This is a genomic window from Anaeromassilibacillus sp. 1001302B_160321_C8 (assembly GCF_015554745.1).
Lineage (GTDB): Bacteria > Bacillota > Clostridia > Oscillospirales > Acutalibacteraceae > Anaeromassilibacillus > Anaeromassilibacillus stercoravium.
The window spans coordinates 15333-29927 of the sequence record NZ_JADNJD010000004.1 but is presented as its reverse complement, the minus strand read 5'-3'; the positions used below and the strand labels follow the sequence as shown (position 1 = coordinate 29927).

The 14595-nt window shown below is 52.2% G+C and carries 18 protein-coding genes; 12 read left to right on the top strand and 6 right to left on the bottom strand.

Going from position 1 to position 14595, the window contains the following annotated elements:
• Positions 1–7: 7 nt before the first annotated feature.
• Genes I2E77_RS03945 through I2E77_RS03935 form a run of 3 tightly spaced genes read right to left on the bottom strand, consistent with a single transcriptional unit; the run spans position 8 to position 3272 of the window.
• Positions 8–793: a hypothetical protein gene (locus I2E77_RS03945; protein WP_195450674.1), complete on the bottom strand. Its 786-nt coding sequence runs from the start codon at positions 791–793 to the stop codon at positions 8–10.
• A complete protein-coding gene (locus I2E77_RS03940) occupies positions 794–2746 on the bottom strand; it encodes a recombinase family protein (RefSeq protein ID WP_235396394.1) in 1953 nt (650 codons plus the stop codon).
• On the bottom strand, positions 2667–3272 hold the full coding sequence (locus I2E77_RS03935; RefSeq protein WP_087233742.1) for a recombinase family protein: 606 nt from the start codon (positions 3270–3272) through the stop codon (positions 2667–2669). Before I2E77_RS03935 ends, I2E77_RS03940 begins: the two co-directional genes overlap by 80 nt.
• A gap of 437 nt (positions 3273–3709) precedes the next feature.
• Here I2E77_RS03935 and I2E77_RS03930 point away from each other — a divergent pair, with 437 nt between their 5' ends.
• Together I2E77_RS03930 and I2E77_RS03925 are read left to right on the top strand one after the other, a co-directional pair.
• The gene (locus I2E77_RS03930; protein WP_087233745.1) at positions 3710–4033 is read left to right on the top strand and encodes a hypothetical protein; all 324 of its coding nucleotides are present in this window, start codon (positions 3710–3712) and stop codon (positions 4031–4033) included.
• A 53-nt stretch (positions 4034–4086) separates the two neighbouring features.
• Positions 4087–4380, top strand: a complete 294-nt coding sequence (locus I2E77_RS03925) for a helix-turn-helix domain-containing protein (RefSeq protein ID WP_087233748.1) — start codon at positions 4087–4089, stop codon at positions 4378–4380.
• Between the two features lie 41 nt (positions 4381–4421).
• Here I2E77_RS03925 and I2E77_RS03920 read toward each other — a convergent pair whose 3' ends face one another.
• Positions 4422–4781: a helix-turn-helix domain-containing protein gene (locus I2E77_RS03920; protein WP_087233751.1), complete on the bottom strand. Its 360-nt coding sequence runs from the start codon at positions 4779–4781 to the stop codon at positions 4422–4424.
• A gap of 143 nt (positions 4782–4924) precedes the next feature.
• Here I2E77_RS03920 and I2E77_RS03915 point away from each other — a divergent pair, with 143 nt between their 5' ends.
• The 10 genes from I2E77_RS03915 to I2E77_RS03870 all read left to right on the top strand — a co-directional run bounded on the left by I2E77_RS03915 (position 4925) and on the right by I2E77_RS03870 (position 12118).
• Positions 4925–5308 (top strand): helix-turn-helix domain-containing protein, encoded by a 384-nt coding sequence (locus tag I2E77_RS03915; protein WP_087233754.1) that lies wholly within the window; start codon positions 4925–4927, stop codon positions 5306–5308.
• 154 nt (positions 5309–5462) lie between these two features.
• Entirely contained in the window at positions 5463–6182 is a 720-nt protein-coding gene (locus I2E77_RS03910) for a metallophosphoesterase (RefSeq protein ID WP_087233757.1), read from the top strand.
• The gene (locus I2E77_RS03905) at positions 6179–6541 is read left to right on the top strand and encodes a hypothetical protein (protein WP_087233760.1); all 363 of its coding nucleotides are present in this window, start codon (positions 6179–6181) and stop codon (positions 6539–6541) included. The genes I2E77_RS03910 and I2E77_RS03905 overlap by 4 nt, the downstream gene beginning before the upstream one ends.
• Entirely contained in the window at positions 6522–7766 is a 1245-nt protein-coding gene (locus I2E77_RS03900) for a hypothetical protein (RefSeq protein WP_087233762.1), read from the top strand. The genes I2E77_RS03905 and I2E77_RS03900 overlap by 20 nt, the downstream gene beginning before the upstream one ends.
• Complete coding sequence (locus I2E77_RS03895) at positions 7763–8326, top strand: metallophosphoesterase (protein WP_087233765.1); 564 nt, start codon at positions 7763–7765, stop codon at positions 8324–8326. The genes I2E77_RS03900 and I2E77_RS03895 overlap by 4 nt, the downstream gene beginning before the upstream one ends.
• Positions 8323–9207: a hypothetical protein gene (locus I2E77_RS03890; RefSeq protein WP_195450673.1), complete on the top strand. Its 885-nt coding sequence runs from the start codon at positions 8323–8325 to the stop codon at positions 9205–9207. Before I2E77_RS03895 ends, I2E77_RS03890 begins: the two co-directional genes overlap by 4 nt.
• Complete coding sequence (locus tag I2E77_RS03885) at positions 9182–9424, top strand: hypothetical protein (protein ID WP_087233772.1); 243 nt, start codon at positions 9182–9184, stop codon at positions 9422–9424. Before I2E77_RS03890 ends, I2E77_RS03885 begins: the two co-directional genes overlap by 26 nt.
• Positions 9424–9735, top strand: a complete 312-nt coding sequence (locus I2E77_RS03880; protein WP_087233774.1) for a hypothetical protein — start codon at positions 9424–9426, stop codon at positions 9733–9735. Before I2E77_RS03885 ends, I2E77_RS03880 begins: the two co-directional genes overlap by 1 nt.
• A gap of 40 nt (positions 9736–9775) precedes the next feature.
• Complete coding sequence (locus I2E77_RS03875) at positions 9776–10033, top strand: hypothetical protein (protein ID WP_140400355.1); 258 nt, start codon at positions 9776–9778, stop codon at positions 10031–10033.
• A 729-nt stretch (positions 10034–10762) separates the two neighbouring features.
• A complete protein-coding gene (locus tag I2E77_RS03870) occupies positions 10763–12118 on the top strand; it encodes an NCS2 family permease (RefSeq protein WP_087233783.1) in 1356 nt (451 codons plus the stop codon).
• A gap of 147 nt (positions 12119–12265) precedes the next feature.
• On the opposite strand, the gene I2E77_RS03865 is transcribed toward I2E77_RS03870, so the two are convergent.
• Positions 12266–13855, bottom strand: a complete 1590-nt coding sequence (locus I2E77_RS03865; RefSeq protein ID WP_087233786.1) for an aldolase catalytic domain-containing protein — start codon at positions 13853–13855, stop codon at positions 12266–12268.
• Positions 13852–14595 (bottom strand): 3-deoxy-manno-octulosonate cytidylyltransferase, encoded by a 744-nt coding sequence (locus tag I2E77_RS03860; RefSeq protein WP_087233789.1) that lies wholly within the window; start codon positions 14593–14595, stop codon positions 13852–13854. The genes I2E77_RS03865 and I2E77_RS03860 overlap by 4 nt, the downstream gene beginning before the upstream one ends.

Sequence of the window (14595 nt, the reverse complement as noted above, 5' to 3'; positions counted from 1 at the left end):
CTGCCTCCTATGATGGATTCTGTTCTTCGCTTCCGTCCGGTATGGGAGCCTCCGCAATAGGCGTTTCTGGCGTAGAGGCACGATCCCGAAGCCCATACACCGCATATCCTTCAAAAATATCAACCTGCATGGATTTCTGATGTTCCCGGAACGGCAGGCCAAATTGTGTTTTCCAACCTTCCGGGAACACCGGCGTCCGGGAGGCTCTGGGCTTCTCGCCATCCTTCAGAACCCGCTGGTATACTTCGGTGGCAGTCAGGTCAAATGCGATAAGCCATTCATCCTTGGCGTGGATCACCCGTCCGAGGAGCTTGTATCGATAGTCCAGATTCCATCCCATCAGAGAAAACACCTTGGCAAAGAAGATCTTGCAGGTGATTTGCTTCGGCTTTCGTCTGCCAGAGCCATTGGTACACCAGGCGCAGGCATCCCGGTCTTCTGCCTGACAGGGGCGGATCGCCAATATTTTGCTTTCCTGATTGACCAGCACCTGCACATAATCTACCTTCGGGAATCGATTCAGGCAGGCAGCGTTTACATAGAATTTATAGTTGTTAAAGGTCACGGATGGCTCATTGATATGGGCAAAGAATTCCCGGCGTACCACCTGGTAGCCCTCGTAATTGAATTCCCGCTCCGTCTCCAGAACATCATCGCCTTCATGACCTGCCTGATGAACGTCCACTTCCATCTCCGGCATGACAGGAGCAATCCCGGCCGTCTGCTCCCCTTCCAGAGAACGGAGCATCCCGGCAATCACACCACCGGGTTTTTCGCCTCTCTCCTCGCTCAATTATGGTTCCTCCTTTCCGCGCCGGTTGAATTCCTGGCGGATATAGTCTCTCAGTTCCTCAAAACCGGTCACATGGAGTTTTTGACCGGTTTCGTAAAGCTGCCCCTCTATGCGAATCTTCCAATCCTCCTCGCTCTGGTCATGAACCTGCTGGAAAGATTGCTGGTGGAGATAATACTGCGTTCCAAAAGAATGAATCCACTCCTCCGGTACGGCGCGCACCCGCTTGCCAGAGATGGAGAGCGGCTGCACAGAATCATGGGAATCCTGCTCGCCTTGCTGACCGGAGAGCAGATAAGATTTGATAAACGCCTCTGCGTCATTGAGATCGAAAATATACGCTGATTCACTTTGGCTTTGAAAGAGCCGCCCGGCAATCCGATACTTTAAATCCGGGCTCCAGCCGAACAGCTGAAACAGCGTTTCCATATAGGCCGCACCCGCAATCTCTCTGGGCTGGTATTTCCCATCCACCAGTTTGGAGAACAGGACGGCATTGCGGTTGCCTTTTTCCGCCGTGCGGACAGCAAACTTCATCTCCACTGGGTTGACCAGTAGTTCCACATGGTTGTCTTTCCCAAATGTACGAACACAAGCTGTGCTGAATTTGATCCTCTTATCCTGAAACTGAACATAAGGACGGTGGTAATTATCAAAGAACTCGCTGCGGGTAATCTCAAAACCCCTCATGTCAAAATCCCCAGGAGCCAGAGTGACACTGGAAAGAGGCGCTCTTTCTTCCGCCTGCTCATCGGGAGGATGGATACTGGCGGAAGCCTGAAAGTAATCCGCAGGTTTGAACCCGGCCCAGCGAGGGTTGATGGTTACAAAGCCTTTGAGCAGGCCGCTGTCAATCACCCGCAGCTCCGGGAGGATAGAGCGATGTCCATACTTGGAGTTGTTCAGAAGGTGCTGAACGGCAATGAAATCATCTCTGGAAACAATGCCCTCGTGGTGATTCCGGTAAAGGCTCTGGGGGCGGTCGCCCCGATTCTTCCTGGACTTGTGGTTCAGGTAGTTCGGGGTGAAGGTCTTTCGGGTCAGCACATCCCCGCAATGACGCTCATTGCGAAGAACCTGAACAATGGAATTGGAGGTCCATTTGATATTTCCCAGGTAGGTCTTACGGCCCAGCTCGGTAAGCGCCGCCGCGATGTCGCTGGTGGAGTAGCCGTACAGATACATGTAGAAGATGAGCTTCACCGTAGGCGCTTCCTCCGGGTTGACCACCAGGTTTCCATCCCCGTCGTGAGAATAGCCCAGCAGCTTGGGCGTCAAAGGCAAGCCGCCGTCCAGCCGCATCCGCAGGGAGGTTTCCATGCTCCGGCTGCGGATATGGGACTCCTCCTGCGCCATGGTGGCCTGAAAGGAAAGCGCCATCTGGGAATCATCCTTAAGGGAAAAGATACATTCGCTCTCGAAAAACACGCCCACCGGGCTGGGCAGTTCCGCCAGCATCCGGACCATGCTGATGCAGTCCACCACATTCCGGGCAAAACGGGACACGCTTTTGGTGATGATCATGTCGATTTTACCGCTGCGGCAGTCAGTCATCATGGCATTAAACTCGTCCCGATGGACGAGGGAAGTCCCACTAATGCCCTCATCGGCATAGATTTTAACCAGCGTCCAATTGGGGTGATGCAGGACGAAATCCTCATAGTATTTCTTCTGCAGCTCATAGGAGGATGTCTGCTGGACATTGTCCGTGGAAACACGGGCATACACGGCGACTCGTTGCGGAATATCGTTGTCGTAGTAGTCGATAGGCTTCTTGGCAGGGATGAATTCGTAGTTCTCCGGGTCAACCTTTGTGTTGATCCGGCGGCGGACCCGTTCCTTTCGTTCTGCAAGCCGATTGCGGGTGGCCTTGTCAATCATGCAGCATTTCCCTCCCAGGCTGGTGATCGGGGAGGATCGTCCAATCAGGACCGGGCAGAAAATACGGATCATGGAGATCCTCCCGGTAGTAGGAAGCCATTGTGTAGATATCCTCCGAAACAAAGTAAATGCCCACCGGCTTTGGCAGCGCCGCAAGAAGCCGGGCACAGAAAGAGAGCTCCGATAGTTTCTTGGAAATATTGCTTGCCTTCTGGGTGATCACCAGATCTACCTTGCCCTCATAGCAATCTTGCAGGAGTCTCGCCCATTCTGGAGCGTTTTCCATGTTCGGTGCGGTGCTTCCCTCATCCACATAGAAACCGACAAATTCCCAGTTCGGACAAAGAGCCAGCGTGTCCAAAAACTGCTTTTTGTGGGCGGAGAGATAATCCTCATAGCGGGTTTGGTTGAAGTAGCGAATGTATACCGCCACCCGGTGATGGTTTTTCGGAAGCGGGCGCTCCCGCCGAATGCCTTTTAACCAGGCACGATGCTCTGCCAAAAGCGCATTCTTTTCCGCCTCTCCTTCCAGCAGAAAATCAAAGGACGGCATGATCTCCTGCTCCATTGCTTCGCCCTTTATTGCCAGCTCTTCCATATGTGCTCCCCCTGCGAATGTTCTTACGGGCTATTATAGCGGCCACAGACTATAAATAAAATCGACCAGAGGTCAACAACTTGACTCCTGGTCGATGAACGAGAAAAAAAGATTCAGATTACAATGACTTCCGGCGAGCTGCAAACCCATTTCTACCCCAAGACGAGCCCCATTGAGTCTTCTGCACCATATATGTACGATGAAGATAGTGAGATCGCAGTATTTTGCCACTCGGCTTTATCCTATCCAGGATGTACTGCCATCCGTGCTACTCCTGAAAACGAAATGTGCATTGACATTATGTGATATAACACATATAATGAACATAGAGAGAAGGCGGTGGGTATGGAAAACTTCTCGGCAAAATACTACGAAACGACAGACGGTACTTAACCAGCTTAAAATTGCATTCTAATAGACTATTCGAAGTGGAAGGAATGGTTATCGGCATGGACAATAGCATTGAAAAAAAGCGAATTGAGGGCGAAGAAGATCTCATTTCAACGATTAAAGTGGCAACTGCGGCTCTCCCTCTTATCTTCACAATTGCAGAAAAACTATCTAAGCAACATGGATTTATCCACGATAGCGTACCTGCTCGTTTCGGGGACAAAACTGGACGATTAGTTTGGGATTACATATTATACAATGAGATTACATTTGATAGTGAGGACGGAAAAATAATTAGCCTTTTCACATCTCTTTCTGATGCAGAAACGAAGAAGCGCTGGGATGTTTTAGTCGACAAGTATGGGTTATAACATTAGACAGACATTATCGAGCGGACTACCAGCAGAGGAAGGAGGATTGACCTATGGGCAAGAATTTTCGTGAAACTCTGAATGAACAGCTCCGAGATCCCGCATTCAAAGCCGAGTGGGATGCCCTCGAACCGGAGCGTCAGATCATGAGAGCGATTCTGGAAGGGCGCGATGAACAGTCGCTGACGCAAAAGCAGCTGGCGGAAGTGACTGGTATCGCCCAGGCAGACATCAGCCGTTTCGAAAACGGAACCGGCAATCCGTCTCTCCGCACCCTGAAAAGACTGGCGGATGGCCTGGGGATGCGTCTCAAAGTGGAGTTCGTCCCCAAAAAACCAACTGCATAAGAAAAGCGGCGGGCCTTTGGAACACTCCTCGGCTCGCCGCTTTAATCGTTGTCTTCTCTTCTGGTCATGGTGGATTTCACTTCCCGGACGATTTTCAGGATGGAATCCAGTTCCTTGGGGGAGCAATCGGCCAACAGCTCGTCAAACTCACTTTGGTAGAGGCTCCGCACCTCCGGCACATCGGGCCGAAGCAGGGAGTCCGCTGACACCTGAAGCGCCTCGATGATCCGGATGAAGGACTCCAGTTTCATATTGGTCTTTCCCGTTTCAATAGCGCTGACATGAGGCAGGGAGATATTGGCCTTGGCTGCAAGATCTGCCTGGCTCATCCGCCGGCCGACTCGCGCCTCCCGAATGCGGGAGCCAATCAGCTGACGCTCGTTCAAACCATGTTCCTCCATCGGCTCCCCCCCTTTTTGAAATATATTCTCCAGTTAATCTATTTCTAAGAGTATATCAACTTGGGGTGAAATTGATATAAGGCAAAGGCGATGATATAAGCCAGACACTATAATAAGGCTACAATTTTTTTGGAGGTCTTATTATGAGTCTTGACTACAAAGCCATTGGCAAACACATCCGCGAAGCCCGTCGCCGCAACCATCTCTCCCAGGCAATGCTCGCCGAGGCGGTGGACAAAACCCCCTCTTACATCAGTTACATAGAGAGCGGCCTCAAAAGTATGAGCCTGGACACCTTTGTTCTCATCGCCAATGCCCTCGGCGTATCGCCGGAAAGGTTGTTGATGGAGCAGATCACCGACACGGAACGGTGCGCCAGTGAGGAGATCACCTTGCTCCTCTCAGATTGCACCATCTGTGAGGCTCTCATTCTGCTGGACATGATGAAAGCCTTAAAGACAGCTCTGCGAGAACACCGGGAGAAGTGCATCGATTCGGATGCTTCCGATTTTACATTCCTGCTCTGAGAAAACAATCGACCGGAAGTCATGTGCTTTGACTGCCGGTCGATTTTTGCCTGTAAAAGTGTATATGTTTTTGGGAAAGTGAATATGTTTTCGAAAAGTCCAGGATATGGGCCTCCAAAGTTGGTATAATGGAGGGCGAAAGGTGGGATAGTCCATGATCTACTACACGGGCGATATCCACGGGAACCCTCGTGAGATCGTACAGTTCTGTGACCGGCACAAGCTGACCGAGCAGGACACCCTCGTCCTTCTGGGGGATGTGGGGGCCAATTATTTCCTGAACGGGCGGGATGCCGAGATGAAGCAGCTTTTGACACAGGTGAAACCCACGCTCCTGTGCATCCACGGCAATCATGAGGTTCGCCCATCTACCCTGCCATCCTACCAGACCAAGGAATGGAACGGCGGAACGGTCTGGGTGGAGGAGACCTACCCCCGCCTGCTGTTCGCTGCTGATGGGGAGATATTTCATCTGGAGGGTCTTTGCCATCTGGTAATCGGCGGGGCTTACAGCGTGGACAAGTTTTACCGGCTGGACAGAGGATATGGCTGGTGGCCGGACGAGCAGCCTTCTCAGGAGATCAAGGAGAAGGTCATCCGGACGCTGGATGCCTGCGGCTGGCAGGTGGATACCGTTCTCTCCCACACCTGCCCCTATCGGTATGAGCCGCGGGAAGCATTCCTCCCCATGATCGACCAGAGCACCGTGGATGCCTCTACCGAGGAGTGGCTGGAGGAGATCGAGAGGAAGCTGCAATACAATCACTGGTTCTGCGGCCACTGGCATATCAACAAGCGCATCGACCGGATGCACTTCCTCTTCCACAGTGTGGAGGCGGCGCCGCAGCTCCTGTCGGGAGATAGCATACGATGACAGAGGAAGAAAAAACGGAACGGGAGGCTTGCTTTGCCGCAATCCGTGAAACCGTCCAGAGGCTCTCCCGCCTGATGGATACCGCATACCAGCAATACAGTCAATTGGTGGAACAGGTGGTGAAGGACAGGATCACCGGGGAGCAGGAGATCGAGCGGATCATGGACGGCCTTATGGACTTCGGGGATGACCAGAGATTCCTTGCTCTGTACAAGGCCCTTTGCCGCCATGTCTATGACAAACATCCTACTCTTGTGAGAGAACACATTGCTCTCTTCCGAACCCAATTTGAGGAGAGAGCGGACGAGGAAACGCAACAAGCACAAGGAGGTGAACGCCATGAAGGCACCGGAGATTAAGCACTATATCAGCTGGCTGGGCCGGGTGGGATACCGAAACATCGACTGCTCTTTCTCCTACGACGAGGCATCCTATGGGGCCATCGACCGGATCTTCCGGCTGCTCTACCGGCTGGAACCTGACCCGGAGCACAACAGCTGGGAGCTTTGGCTTCGTGCCGAGCGGGGAACCATCGAGGACTTCGGCAGTTTTGAGGATCTACGGGAGGATGGGCAGGTGGAGAGCTACGAGGAATTTGAAGCCTGGTGGCGTTCCGAGTTCCCGGAGGAGGTGGAGTGGTTCCACTTTTCCGCCGGTGAAGATCAGAAGATCGGATACCGGGCGGTATTCCTGAGCCATAACCATGTGCTGGAGGTGGACTGCCGCAAAGAGAGATCTTTCCCCCATGACATCTCCCCATTTACCTCCTGGCTGGAGGAAGCCGTGCGGGACGCCGTGCAGGCGGTGGAGGATGGCAGCTATCCGAAGCTGGTGGAGCGGAATCTGCCCGTCTGGCATCGGACGGGAACCGTCCTGCGCCGGGATCTGTGGAAGGTCTTTCCCGAATGGAAAGAGAAGTTCTTCCAGAATATCTCCCGGCAGGAGGTGGATGAGTTTCTTGCCTCGGCGGCAGGCTATCCCCTGGAAGCAAACAGAAGACTCCCGTCCATGACCGCAAACGACTTCTATCATGCCTGCGCTCTGGGCTACCGGGCCATGGGATATGCCGGAACGGAGAAACCGGACAAGGAGCAGTACCTTCTCCACGCGGATGGGCGGGACGAGGGCCTGTCCAAATTGGACGGGAATTCCCCCGATGCCTTTGATCGCTGGCTGAAAGAGCGGCCACGCATCGGCCACCCCTGGGAGGTATGCCGGGGCGGCAACAGCACCCACATCGACTGCATCGTGTGCCGGGATGAGCATGGTTACTATCTGGCGGTGGCCGGTCTTGCGGAGACCCGGACGGTGGAGGCCATCCACTTCTTCCTCGCACTCCATCGGGCAGACATTCCCGTATGTATCCGCAATGCTGAGGAATTGAAGGCCCGCCTGACCGGAGAGGAGCCCATCGGCATCGTGCCGGAAGGAGTTCTTCCCGCCTACTGCCACGCCTGGTTCCCAGGCGAGCGTATCGTCGATTTTATGAATCTGCCCCTTGAGCGCCGGGACGAACTTGCAAACTACTGCCGGTGGCAGCCAATCCCGGTTCCCCGGTTGAAGAAGGACGGTGAATCCCCATGATTTTCTTTACCTCTGACCTGCATCTCGGTCACGAGAACTGCATCCGGCTTTGCAACCGGCCCTTCTCCAGCATTGAGGAGATGGACGAAACCCTCATCGAAAACTGGAACCGCAAGGTCACAGGGAAGGATACCGTCTATATCCTCGGCGACCTCATCTACCGGAGCAAAAAGCCGCCGGAGGAATACCTGCGGCGGCTGCGGGGAAAGAAGCATCTCATCCTTGAGAATCACGACCGGGGATGGGTCCAGAATTGTCAGACGGAGCGATTCTTTGAAAGCGTGAGCAATCTGCTGTATATCACGGACGGAAAGCGGCAGTACACCCTCTGCCACTACCCCATGATGTCCTGGCCGCATATCATGCGGTGCTACATGGTCTTTGGTCACATCCACGGAAATACCGATGCGGACTACTGGCCGCTCATTCAGGCAAACGAGCGGATGCTGAATGCCGGGGTGGATGTCAATCGCTTCGAGCCGGTCACCTTCGAGGAGATGGAAGCCAACAATCTCCTGCATAAAGGCCAGCAGAAAGCGGAACCGGAGGTGCAGCCGTGAAAAGAAGAAAGGGATTTTATGAGGCGGAACCTCTGGCCAGTTCCATCGCTCGTCGAGACTGGCAGCACACGCTGGAGCGAGCCGAGGAAAGCGGCCTGCCACTCCAATCCCGAAAGGGGAACACAGGACTGCTGTTTCCGGCAAGAATCCTTGCCCCCGTTTGGGAGGAAGGACTGCGGCATATCATTCTGGCGGCGATTCGGTACAGTATGGGACGGCACACCTATATGCCCAGCATCGCTGTGGATTTCACCTGCCGGAATCTGAGCTGCCTGGACGAGAGCACCCGTTCCGCCGCTGCGGCGGAGATTCAATATCATCTGAACCGATATGGAGAACAGGAGCCATATCCCCGGCTGTGGAACAGTCTCAGCCGACTGCTCATATCTGAAGAAATCGGACAAGAGGACAGGAGGAAGGAAACAATGCCGATTTTACAATCACTGGAAAGCATGGAGCGCATCTCACGTCAGGCGCTGGCAGCTGATCTGGATGCCGTGTTGGAACGGGTAAGCCGTGAAAACATCGGGCTGGTGATCACCGATGAAGGGAAGGATGATCTTGTCCTCTGTCCGGCCTCCTGGTTAGATTTCGACTATGTGGATGACTTTGGCTGTGTCATCAACTGTGCCCTCCGCTATGCCATGCGAACGGAAGATGAGGAGAGCGAAGCGGTCGTCCGATATGCCCGATGTCACTACCGCCTGTTCGATGAAAAGACGCTGTCGGTGGCCGTGGCCGATCTGGAGCGGGAACTGGAAGAACCGATGGAGCCTCTCAAGAAGCCGCAGGTCTGGAAAGAACTTCTGGAGTTGTTTCAGCAGCGGCTTGCTGAGCTCCGGCAGGAAGATTCAAATGGAGATGAAAAATCCAATGGATGAGAAGAAGTACGAAATTGTGGAGATTCAAGTGGATGCGGATGTGTTGGAAGAACTGAAAACAGTGATAGCACCACTTGGTCTGACACCGGAAATGCTGATCGTGCGTTTCTTTGAATTCTGCACCGATCCTGCCACGCAGGAAGAGGCCGTTTCGCTGCTTCTGAAATGGAAAGCTGAGTTGGAAGCGGAGAGCTACGAACCCCGAGGTGATTTCTGATGCTGTCCAAGAAAACCTTCTGCGAAGCCCTGCGGAAGATCCAAGCCCAGAGGAAAAGAGACGCACAATTCAGTGAGGCGCTCAATCTGGTGGGCGATGGTCATTTCGTTTTTGAGGGCGGGCCGCAGCTTCTTTCCGCCTTACTGAATGTGTTGGAGGAAGCGGTCAACGACAAGTACGACTACATCAGCTGGTGGATTTACGATGCCGCTCCGGACTATGAGGTCTGGACCGAAGACGAAAAAACCAAATGGTGTCTGAAGGAGCCGGAAGCCCTATATGATTTCATCCGGGATGAATGTCAGGGCTAAGCGGCATCTCCTTCTCATATCGGAACCTTGGTGCTGAGAAATGAAACATTACCATAATGAAGATTATATGTTGCAGTTATCCCCTGAAGACAAGGAAAGATTTGAGCAGATTTTTCTTGCTCTTTGTATCCGAGAATCCCAGGAAAAAAGCCGTGGGGGAAGTATACCAATCAATTATTACAGGCTGAGTAATGAACACCTCTTTCCCGATATGCCGCAGGATGAAGATGCCCTTGAGGGAGAAGAAGGGCTGACGCGATTCACCGATGGCTGTCAGAAGCTGAAGAAGTATGAATAGGCGGATATCTTTTTTGGTCTTACACTAAAATCCCCCTTCGGCAGAAAATCCGCCAAGTCCCAGCCGAAAAAAAGAAAAAATAAGCGGCGCTGACCCGCAAAGCCTTGCAAATAAAGGGTTTTCGCAAACATCTTTATTGGTCTTACACTCCAGACCGAGTCTGGACGCACGGCGCGTTCAGACTCTTTTTCTTTTCCGGGCTGGACCGCTCGCGCCGGAGACAGCATCTAAAGTGTCCATCCCATTTGTATGTACCGGTCACTTTAGAAAGAGTGGCCGGCTTTTTTATTATTTCGGTTGACGTTTGCTTTTAGAGCGCCAAAGGAAGTTAGAAACGCTTTTCCCATGCTATTGTTGTTCTATATGGCGGGTAAGTCTGTCCGGTAACCCATCGATGACGATCTTCCAGAAACAGATGGAGTTTTGAAAAGGTCAGACAAATGGCGTTTGGCATTTTGGAGGATGTCTATGCCCATGGTGTTTATAGAACGTCTTTGAGGCAAAATGAGCGCTTCTGCTTCATAGAGAGCCAAGCGTTTATCCACCCTGATATCCCAGCGGTTTCTCTTGTGTCCCTTCTATGCGGCTTTAAAATGAAAATCGGGAAGAAGGTTATTTGGCATGTCATTGTAAAGTGAAGTGGAGCAGAACCCATTGCGGAGTATGGTTTCGGGACAGTGATAGAGAGACGCATAGGCGATAAAATACAAGGAAGGCAGGTAGGACTTTATGGAGAGGTTTTTTAAACTCAAGCAAAACGGGACGACAGTAGGCAGAGAACTTGTCGCCGGTTTCACAACGTTTTTCGCAATGGCCTATATCATTGCGGTAAACCCGACTTTGTTGAGCCAATCCGGTATGGAATGGGGAGCGGTGTTTTTAGCAACGATTATCTCGTCCATTATCGGCACATTGGTCATGGGCTTGGTGGCGAATGTCCCCTATGCGCTGGCGCCAGGAATGGGCTTGAATGCATTTTTTGTCTATACGGTTTGCTTCACACTCGGCTTTACCTGGCAGCAAGCCTTGTCGATGGTCTTTATTTGCGGATTAATCAATATTATTATCACGGTTACAAAAGTCCGCAAATATATCATTAAAGCGATCCCCCGCAGCTTGCAGAATGCCATTGGCGGCGGAATCGGCATTTTTGTTGCCTATATCGGTTTGTTGAACGTGGGTATTATTACTTTTGATTCCGGTGTGCCTGCGTTGGCGACTTTGAACCAGCCGTCCTTCTGGCTGTTCCTGATCGGCCTGGCATTGACAATTGTCCTGCTTGTGTGCAAAGTCAAGGGCGCCATCCTGATTGGCATTGTTGTGACGGCTTTGCTGGGTATCCCGATGGGCGTAACCACCACCACGGAAACCATCAGCTTTACGGAGGCATGCCAGCAGCTGCCCACGACCTTTGGCGCGATTTTTACCAGCGAAGGCTTAGGCTCCCTGTTCTCGGATGCGTCGAAGATCCCGCTGGTGTTGGTCACGATTTTCTCTTTCAGCCTCTCGGATACGTTTGATACGATCGGAACCTTTATTGGCACGGGACGCCGTACGGGCATCTTCAGTGATCAGGATGAAAAGACCATGGAGACCAGTGTGGGCTTTAAATCCAAGATGGACAAGGCCCTGTTTGCAGATGCAACGGCCACTTCCATCGGCGCGATCCTCGGAACATCCAACACGACGACTTACGTGGAGAGCGCCGCAGGCATCGGCGCCGGCGGGCGTACAGGCCTGACCAGCGTAGTGGTTGCGCTGTGCTTTGCAGTGAGCGCGTTCCTGGCGACGTTTGTCAGCGCGATCCCCTTTGCGGCGACTGCGCCTGCGTTGGTGGTTGTCGGCATTATGATGCTGTCGGCATTTAAGGAAATTAAATGGGATGATTTTGACGAGGCAATCCCGGCATTCTTTGCGGGTATTTTCATGGCGATCTGCTACAGCATTTCCTATGGTATTGCGGCAGGCTTTATCTTCTATTGCATCACCAAGATCTGCAAAAAGCAGGCGAAACAAATTCATCCGATTCTTTGGGGCGCAACGGTATTGTTTATTTTGAACTTTGTGCTGTTGACCTTTATTTAACAGATTGATTGAACCCTTTATAGAAAGGCGCGTTTTGCAACCCGATTCGAGGATATGCAAAACGCGCCTTTCGTTTTTGATGAAAGAGAAGATCGATTGATGGATGCAACCGGCCTTCTCTTTTTTGCGGATACTCGTAGGCCTTTTTTATTCGTATACGGAAGGCGTTAAAAAGTGGATGTGGATGGCTTTAGAGAGTTCCGCCAGTTGCTTTCGGATGCGGATTTGTTTTTCCAGGATCTCCTCTTCGTTCACCTTTAAGTTGAGTTCCCTGCGGTAGTAGTTGCCATTGTGTTTGTGGTGGAAGCCGTCGAAACCTGCCAAATAGATTTCGGCCGCCCCGCAATATGCCAATAGCTTCAGCAACATCAACCCTGCGTTGTCGGAGATCATTTCATCCGCATTTGTGTAGCGGTCGTAGTCCACATAGAGGCAGTCTTCCCGGCCGGTATCTGGGATATTCGAGGTTAAAATGGTGTGGATATCTGGGAAACGTTGAAGCTCTTGCCCGATAACATCCATGCGCTTGTGATTGCTGACAAAGCAGGCGTTCATGCGGTATTTTGGGTCCAAAAAATTGACGGAGATAACAAACGGCTTCTCTTGGCCAATAAACGCCATAATTTCCTCGTACTTTGATAAAAGGCTTTTTCCCGGCGCCAGAAGCAGGAGTTTTTTTCCGCGAATCCAACCGGTGATCGTTTGAACGGAAGCGCTGTCGTCGATTTTCCGGCTCTGATACTGCGTATAGAGCTGTTCAATCAAGACCCGGTCGTACAAAACTTTGTAGGCGTCCGGAATGGATTGGATGATCTTTTCGATGTCCTTCATGGTGAGGGTCTGCTTGTTGATGAGATAGGCAGCGTAATTTGGATGGCAGACATGGTTGGCGGCAATATGGTAGGGCATCGTATAGCCCCATTCGTATTTTTTGCGGATGTTGGCGATGTACTCATCGTAGATGTCCATGACCATGGTCACATCGTACCGGGAGGAAATATTCTTATTGATATATTGGGTGATGAGTTCTGTAGGAAGGTTGCCGGCGCCCCGCCCCATTCCATAGACAGAGGAATCCAAAATCAGGGTGCGTTTGGTCTGGATCTTCCCCAGAACCTGTGCATTGGAAAAGGCGAGCTGCATGTTGTTGTGCCCATGGAAGCCCAGATGGATTTCGGGGTCCATGTTCTCATCGATCAGATAGAAGCGGTGGGAAACCTCGTTGCGGTACATGCTTCCCAAAGTATCTACAATATAGAATGCATACGGTTTGAGCTGGTTCATCTTTTCCACCAGTTGGAGCAGCTCGATGTCGCTGTAAAAGACTGTCCCCACAGGCTGCATAAAGACGCGGTAGCCCTTTTCCATGATAATTTTGGCCCAATCGATCGCCGTTTCGATTTCCTTTTTGTGGAAGGTCAGGCGAATCCCATCGATGCTGTTTCCATCATAGGGAGCGAGTTTGGATGGATGCAGCTCTTTCTCCCCGATGGCGATCATGGCCACGTACATGGAGTTCCTCTGCTGTTTTGGCAGCACTGCTTCAATATCGGCGGTGCTGTTAAAGAGGGAACACTCCTTTTCCTCGACCATACCGGTTAAGAACCCGCATTCGATGATGTCGATTTTGGCGTTTTCCAGTTTATCCAAGATAGATGCGATGGTCCTGCGGCCGAACCGCCAGTCGTTGATATACCCTCCGTCCCGGAGTGTACAATCCAACACTTGAATGCTCACAGTTTGATTTCCCCCCGTTCCAGTTTTTCTTGCAGGACGCCCCGGACATAATCCAGATCCTTTGGCGTATCTACGGACAGCGTGTGCGCGTCCACCTCGATCATACGGAGCTTTCTCCCATGCTCGACAAAGCGCAGTTCGTTGATGTCCTCGATTTTTTCCAGGGCCCCTTTGGGGGTTTCTGCGAAAAACCGCAGTGCTTCCATGGAATAGGCGAGGACCCCCAGGTGTTTATAATAGTCGAAGTGAACGCTGGCCTTTGGATGCGGGATCGGGCTGCGGGATAGGAACAATGCGTTGTCCGCTTCGTCCGTCACTACTTTGATGTTTGTCTCATCGACCACTTCGACGGGAGAGTGGATTTTGGTCATCAGATTTGCGGCGAAGAACCCCTCTTTCCGGTTGGGGATGACTTGCTCGACGATGTTCGGGTCGATCAGCGGCTCGTCCCCGTTGATGCAGAGATAAATGTCCGCCGGAAGGGATTGTGCGGCCTCGTAGATGCGCTCCGTACTGGTCCGGTTTGCGGGCGACGTCATCAGGCAGGGGATGTGAAGCTCTGTGCAAGCTTGCTGGATGGCCGCATGGTCCGTGGCCACATAGACGGCGTCAATTTTTTTCGATTGGGACACCTGGTTGTACACCCACCAGACCATGGGCTTTCCACAGAGATCCGCCAAGGGCTTTCCTTGAAACCGGCTGGAACCGTATCGTGCTGGAATGATTGCGATGGTGCGCAT

Bases quoted from the DNA above. Each gene is read 5' to 3' on its own strand.
- I2E77_RS03940 (WP_235396394.1), bottom strand. From the start codon at position 2,746: ATGATCCGTATTTTCTGCCCGGTCCTGATTGGACGATCCTCCCCGATC.
- I2E77_RS03935 (WP_087233742.1), bottom strand. From the start codon at position 3,272: ATGGAAGAGCTGGCAATAAAGGGCGAAGCAATGGAGCAGGAGATCATG.
- I2E77_RS03930 (WP_087233745.1), top strand. From the start codon at position 3,710: ATGGTTATCGGCATGGACAATAGCATTGAAAAAAAGCGAATTGAGGGC.
- I2E77_RS03925 (WP_087233748.1), top strand. From the start codon at position 4,087: ATGGGCAAGAATTTTCGTGAAACTCTGAATGAACAGCTCCGAGATCCC.
- I2E77_RS03920 (WP_087233751.1), bottom strand. From the start codon at position 4,781: ATGGAGGAACATGGTTTGAACGAGCGTCAGCTGATTGGCTCCCGCATT.
- I2E77_RS03915 (WP_087233754.1), top strand. From the start codon at position 4,925: ATGAGTCTTGACTACAAAGCCATTGGCAAACACATCCGCGAAGCCCGT.
- I2E77_RS03910 (WP_087233757.1), top strand. From the start codon at position 5,463: ATGATCTACTACACGGGCGATATCCACGGGAACCCTCGTGAGATCGTA.
- I2E77_RS03905 (WP_087233760.1), top strand. From the start codon at position 6,179: ATGACAGAGGAAGAAAAAACGGAACGGGAGGCTTGCTTTGCCGCAATC.
- I2E77_RS03900 (WP_087233762.1), top strand. From the start codon at position 6,522: ATGAAGGCACCGGAGATTAAGCACTATATCAGCTGGCTGGGCCGGGTG.
- I2E77_RS03895 (WP_087233765.1), top strand. From the start codon at position 7,763: ATGATTTTCTTTACCTCTGACCTGCATCTCGGTCACGAGAACTGCATC.
- I2E77_RS03885 (WP_087233772.1), top strand. From the start codon at position 9,182: ATGGAGATGAAAAATCCAATGGATGAGAAGAAGTACGAAATTGTGGAG.
- I2E77_RS03880 (WP_087233774.1), top strand. From the start codon at position 9,424: ATGCTGTCCAAGAAAACCTTCTGCGAAGCCCTGCGGAAGATCCAAGCC.
- I2E77_RS03875 (WP_140400355.1), top strand. From the start codon at position 9,776: ATGAAACATTACCATAATGAAGATTATATGTTGCAGTTATCCCCTGAA.
- I2E77_RS03870 (WP_087233783.1), top strand. From the start codon at position 10,763: ATGGAGAGGTTTTTTAAACTCAAGCAAAACGGGACGACAGTAGGCAGA.
- I2E77_RS03860 (WP_087233789.1), bottom strand. From the start codon at position 14,595: ATGCGCACCATCGCAATCATTCCAGCACGATACGGTTCCAGCCGGTTT.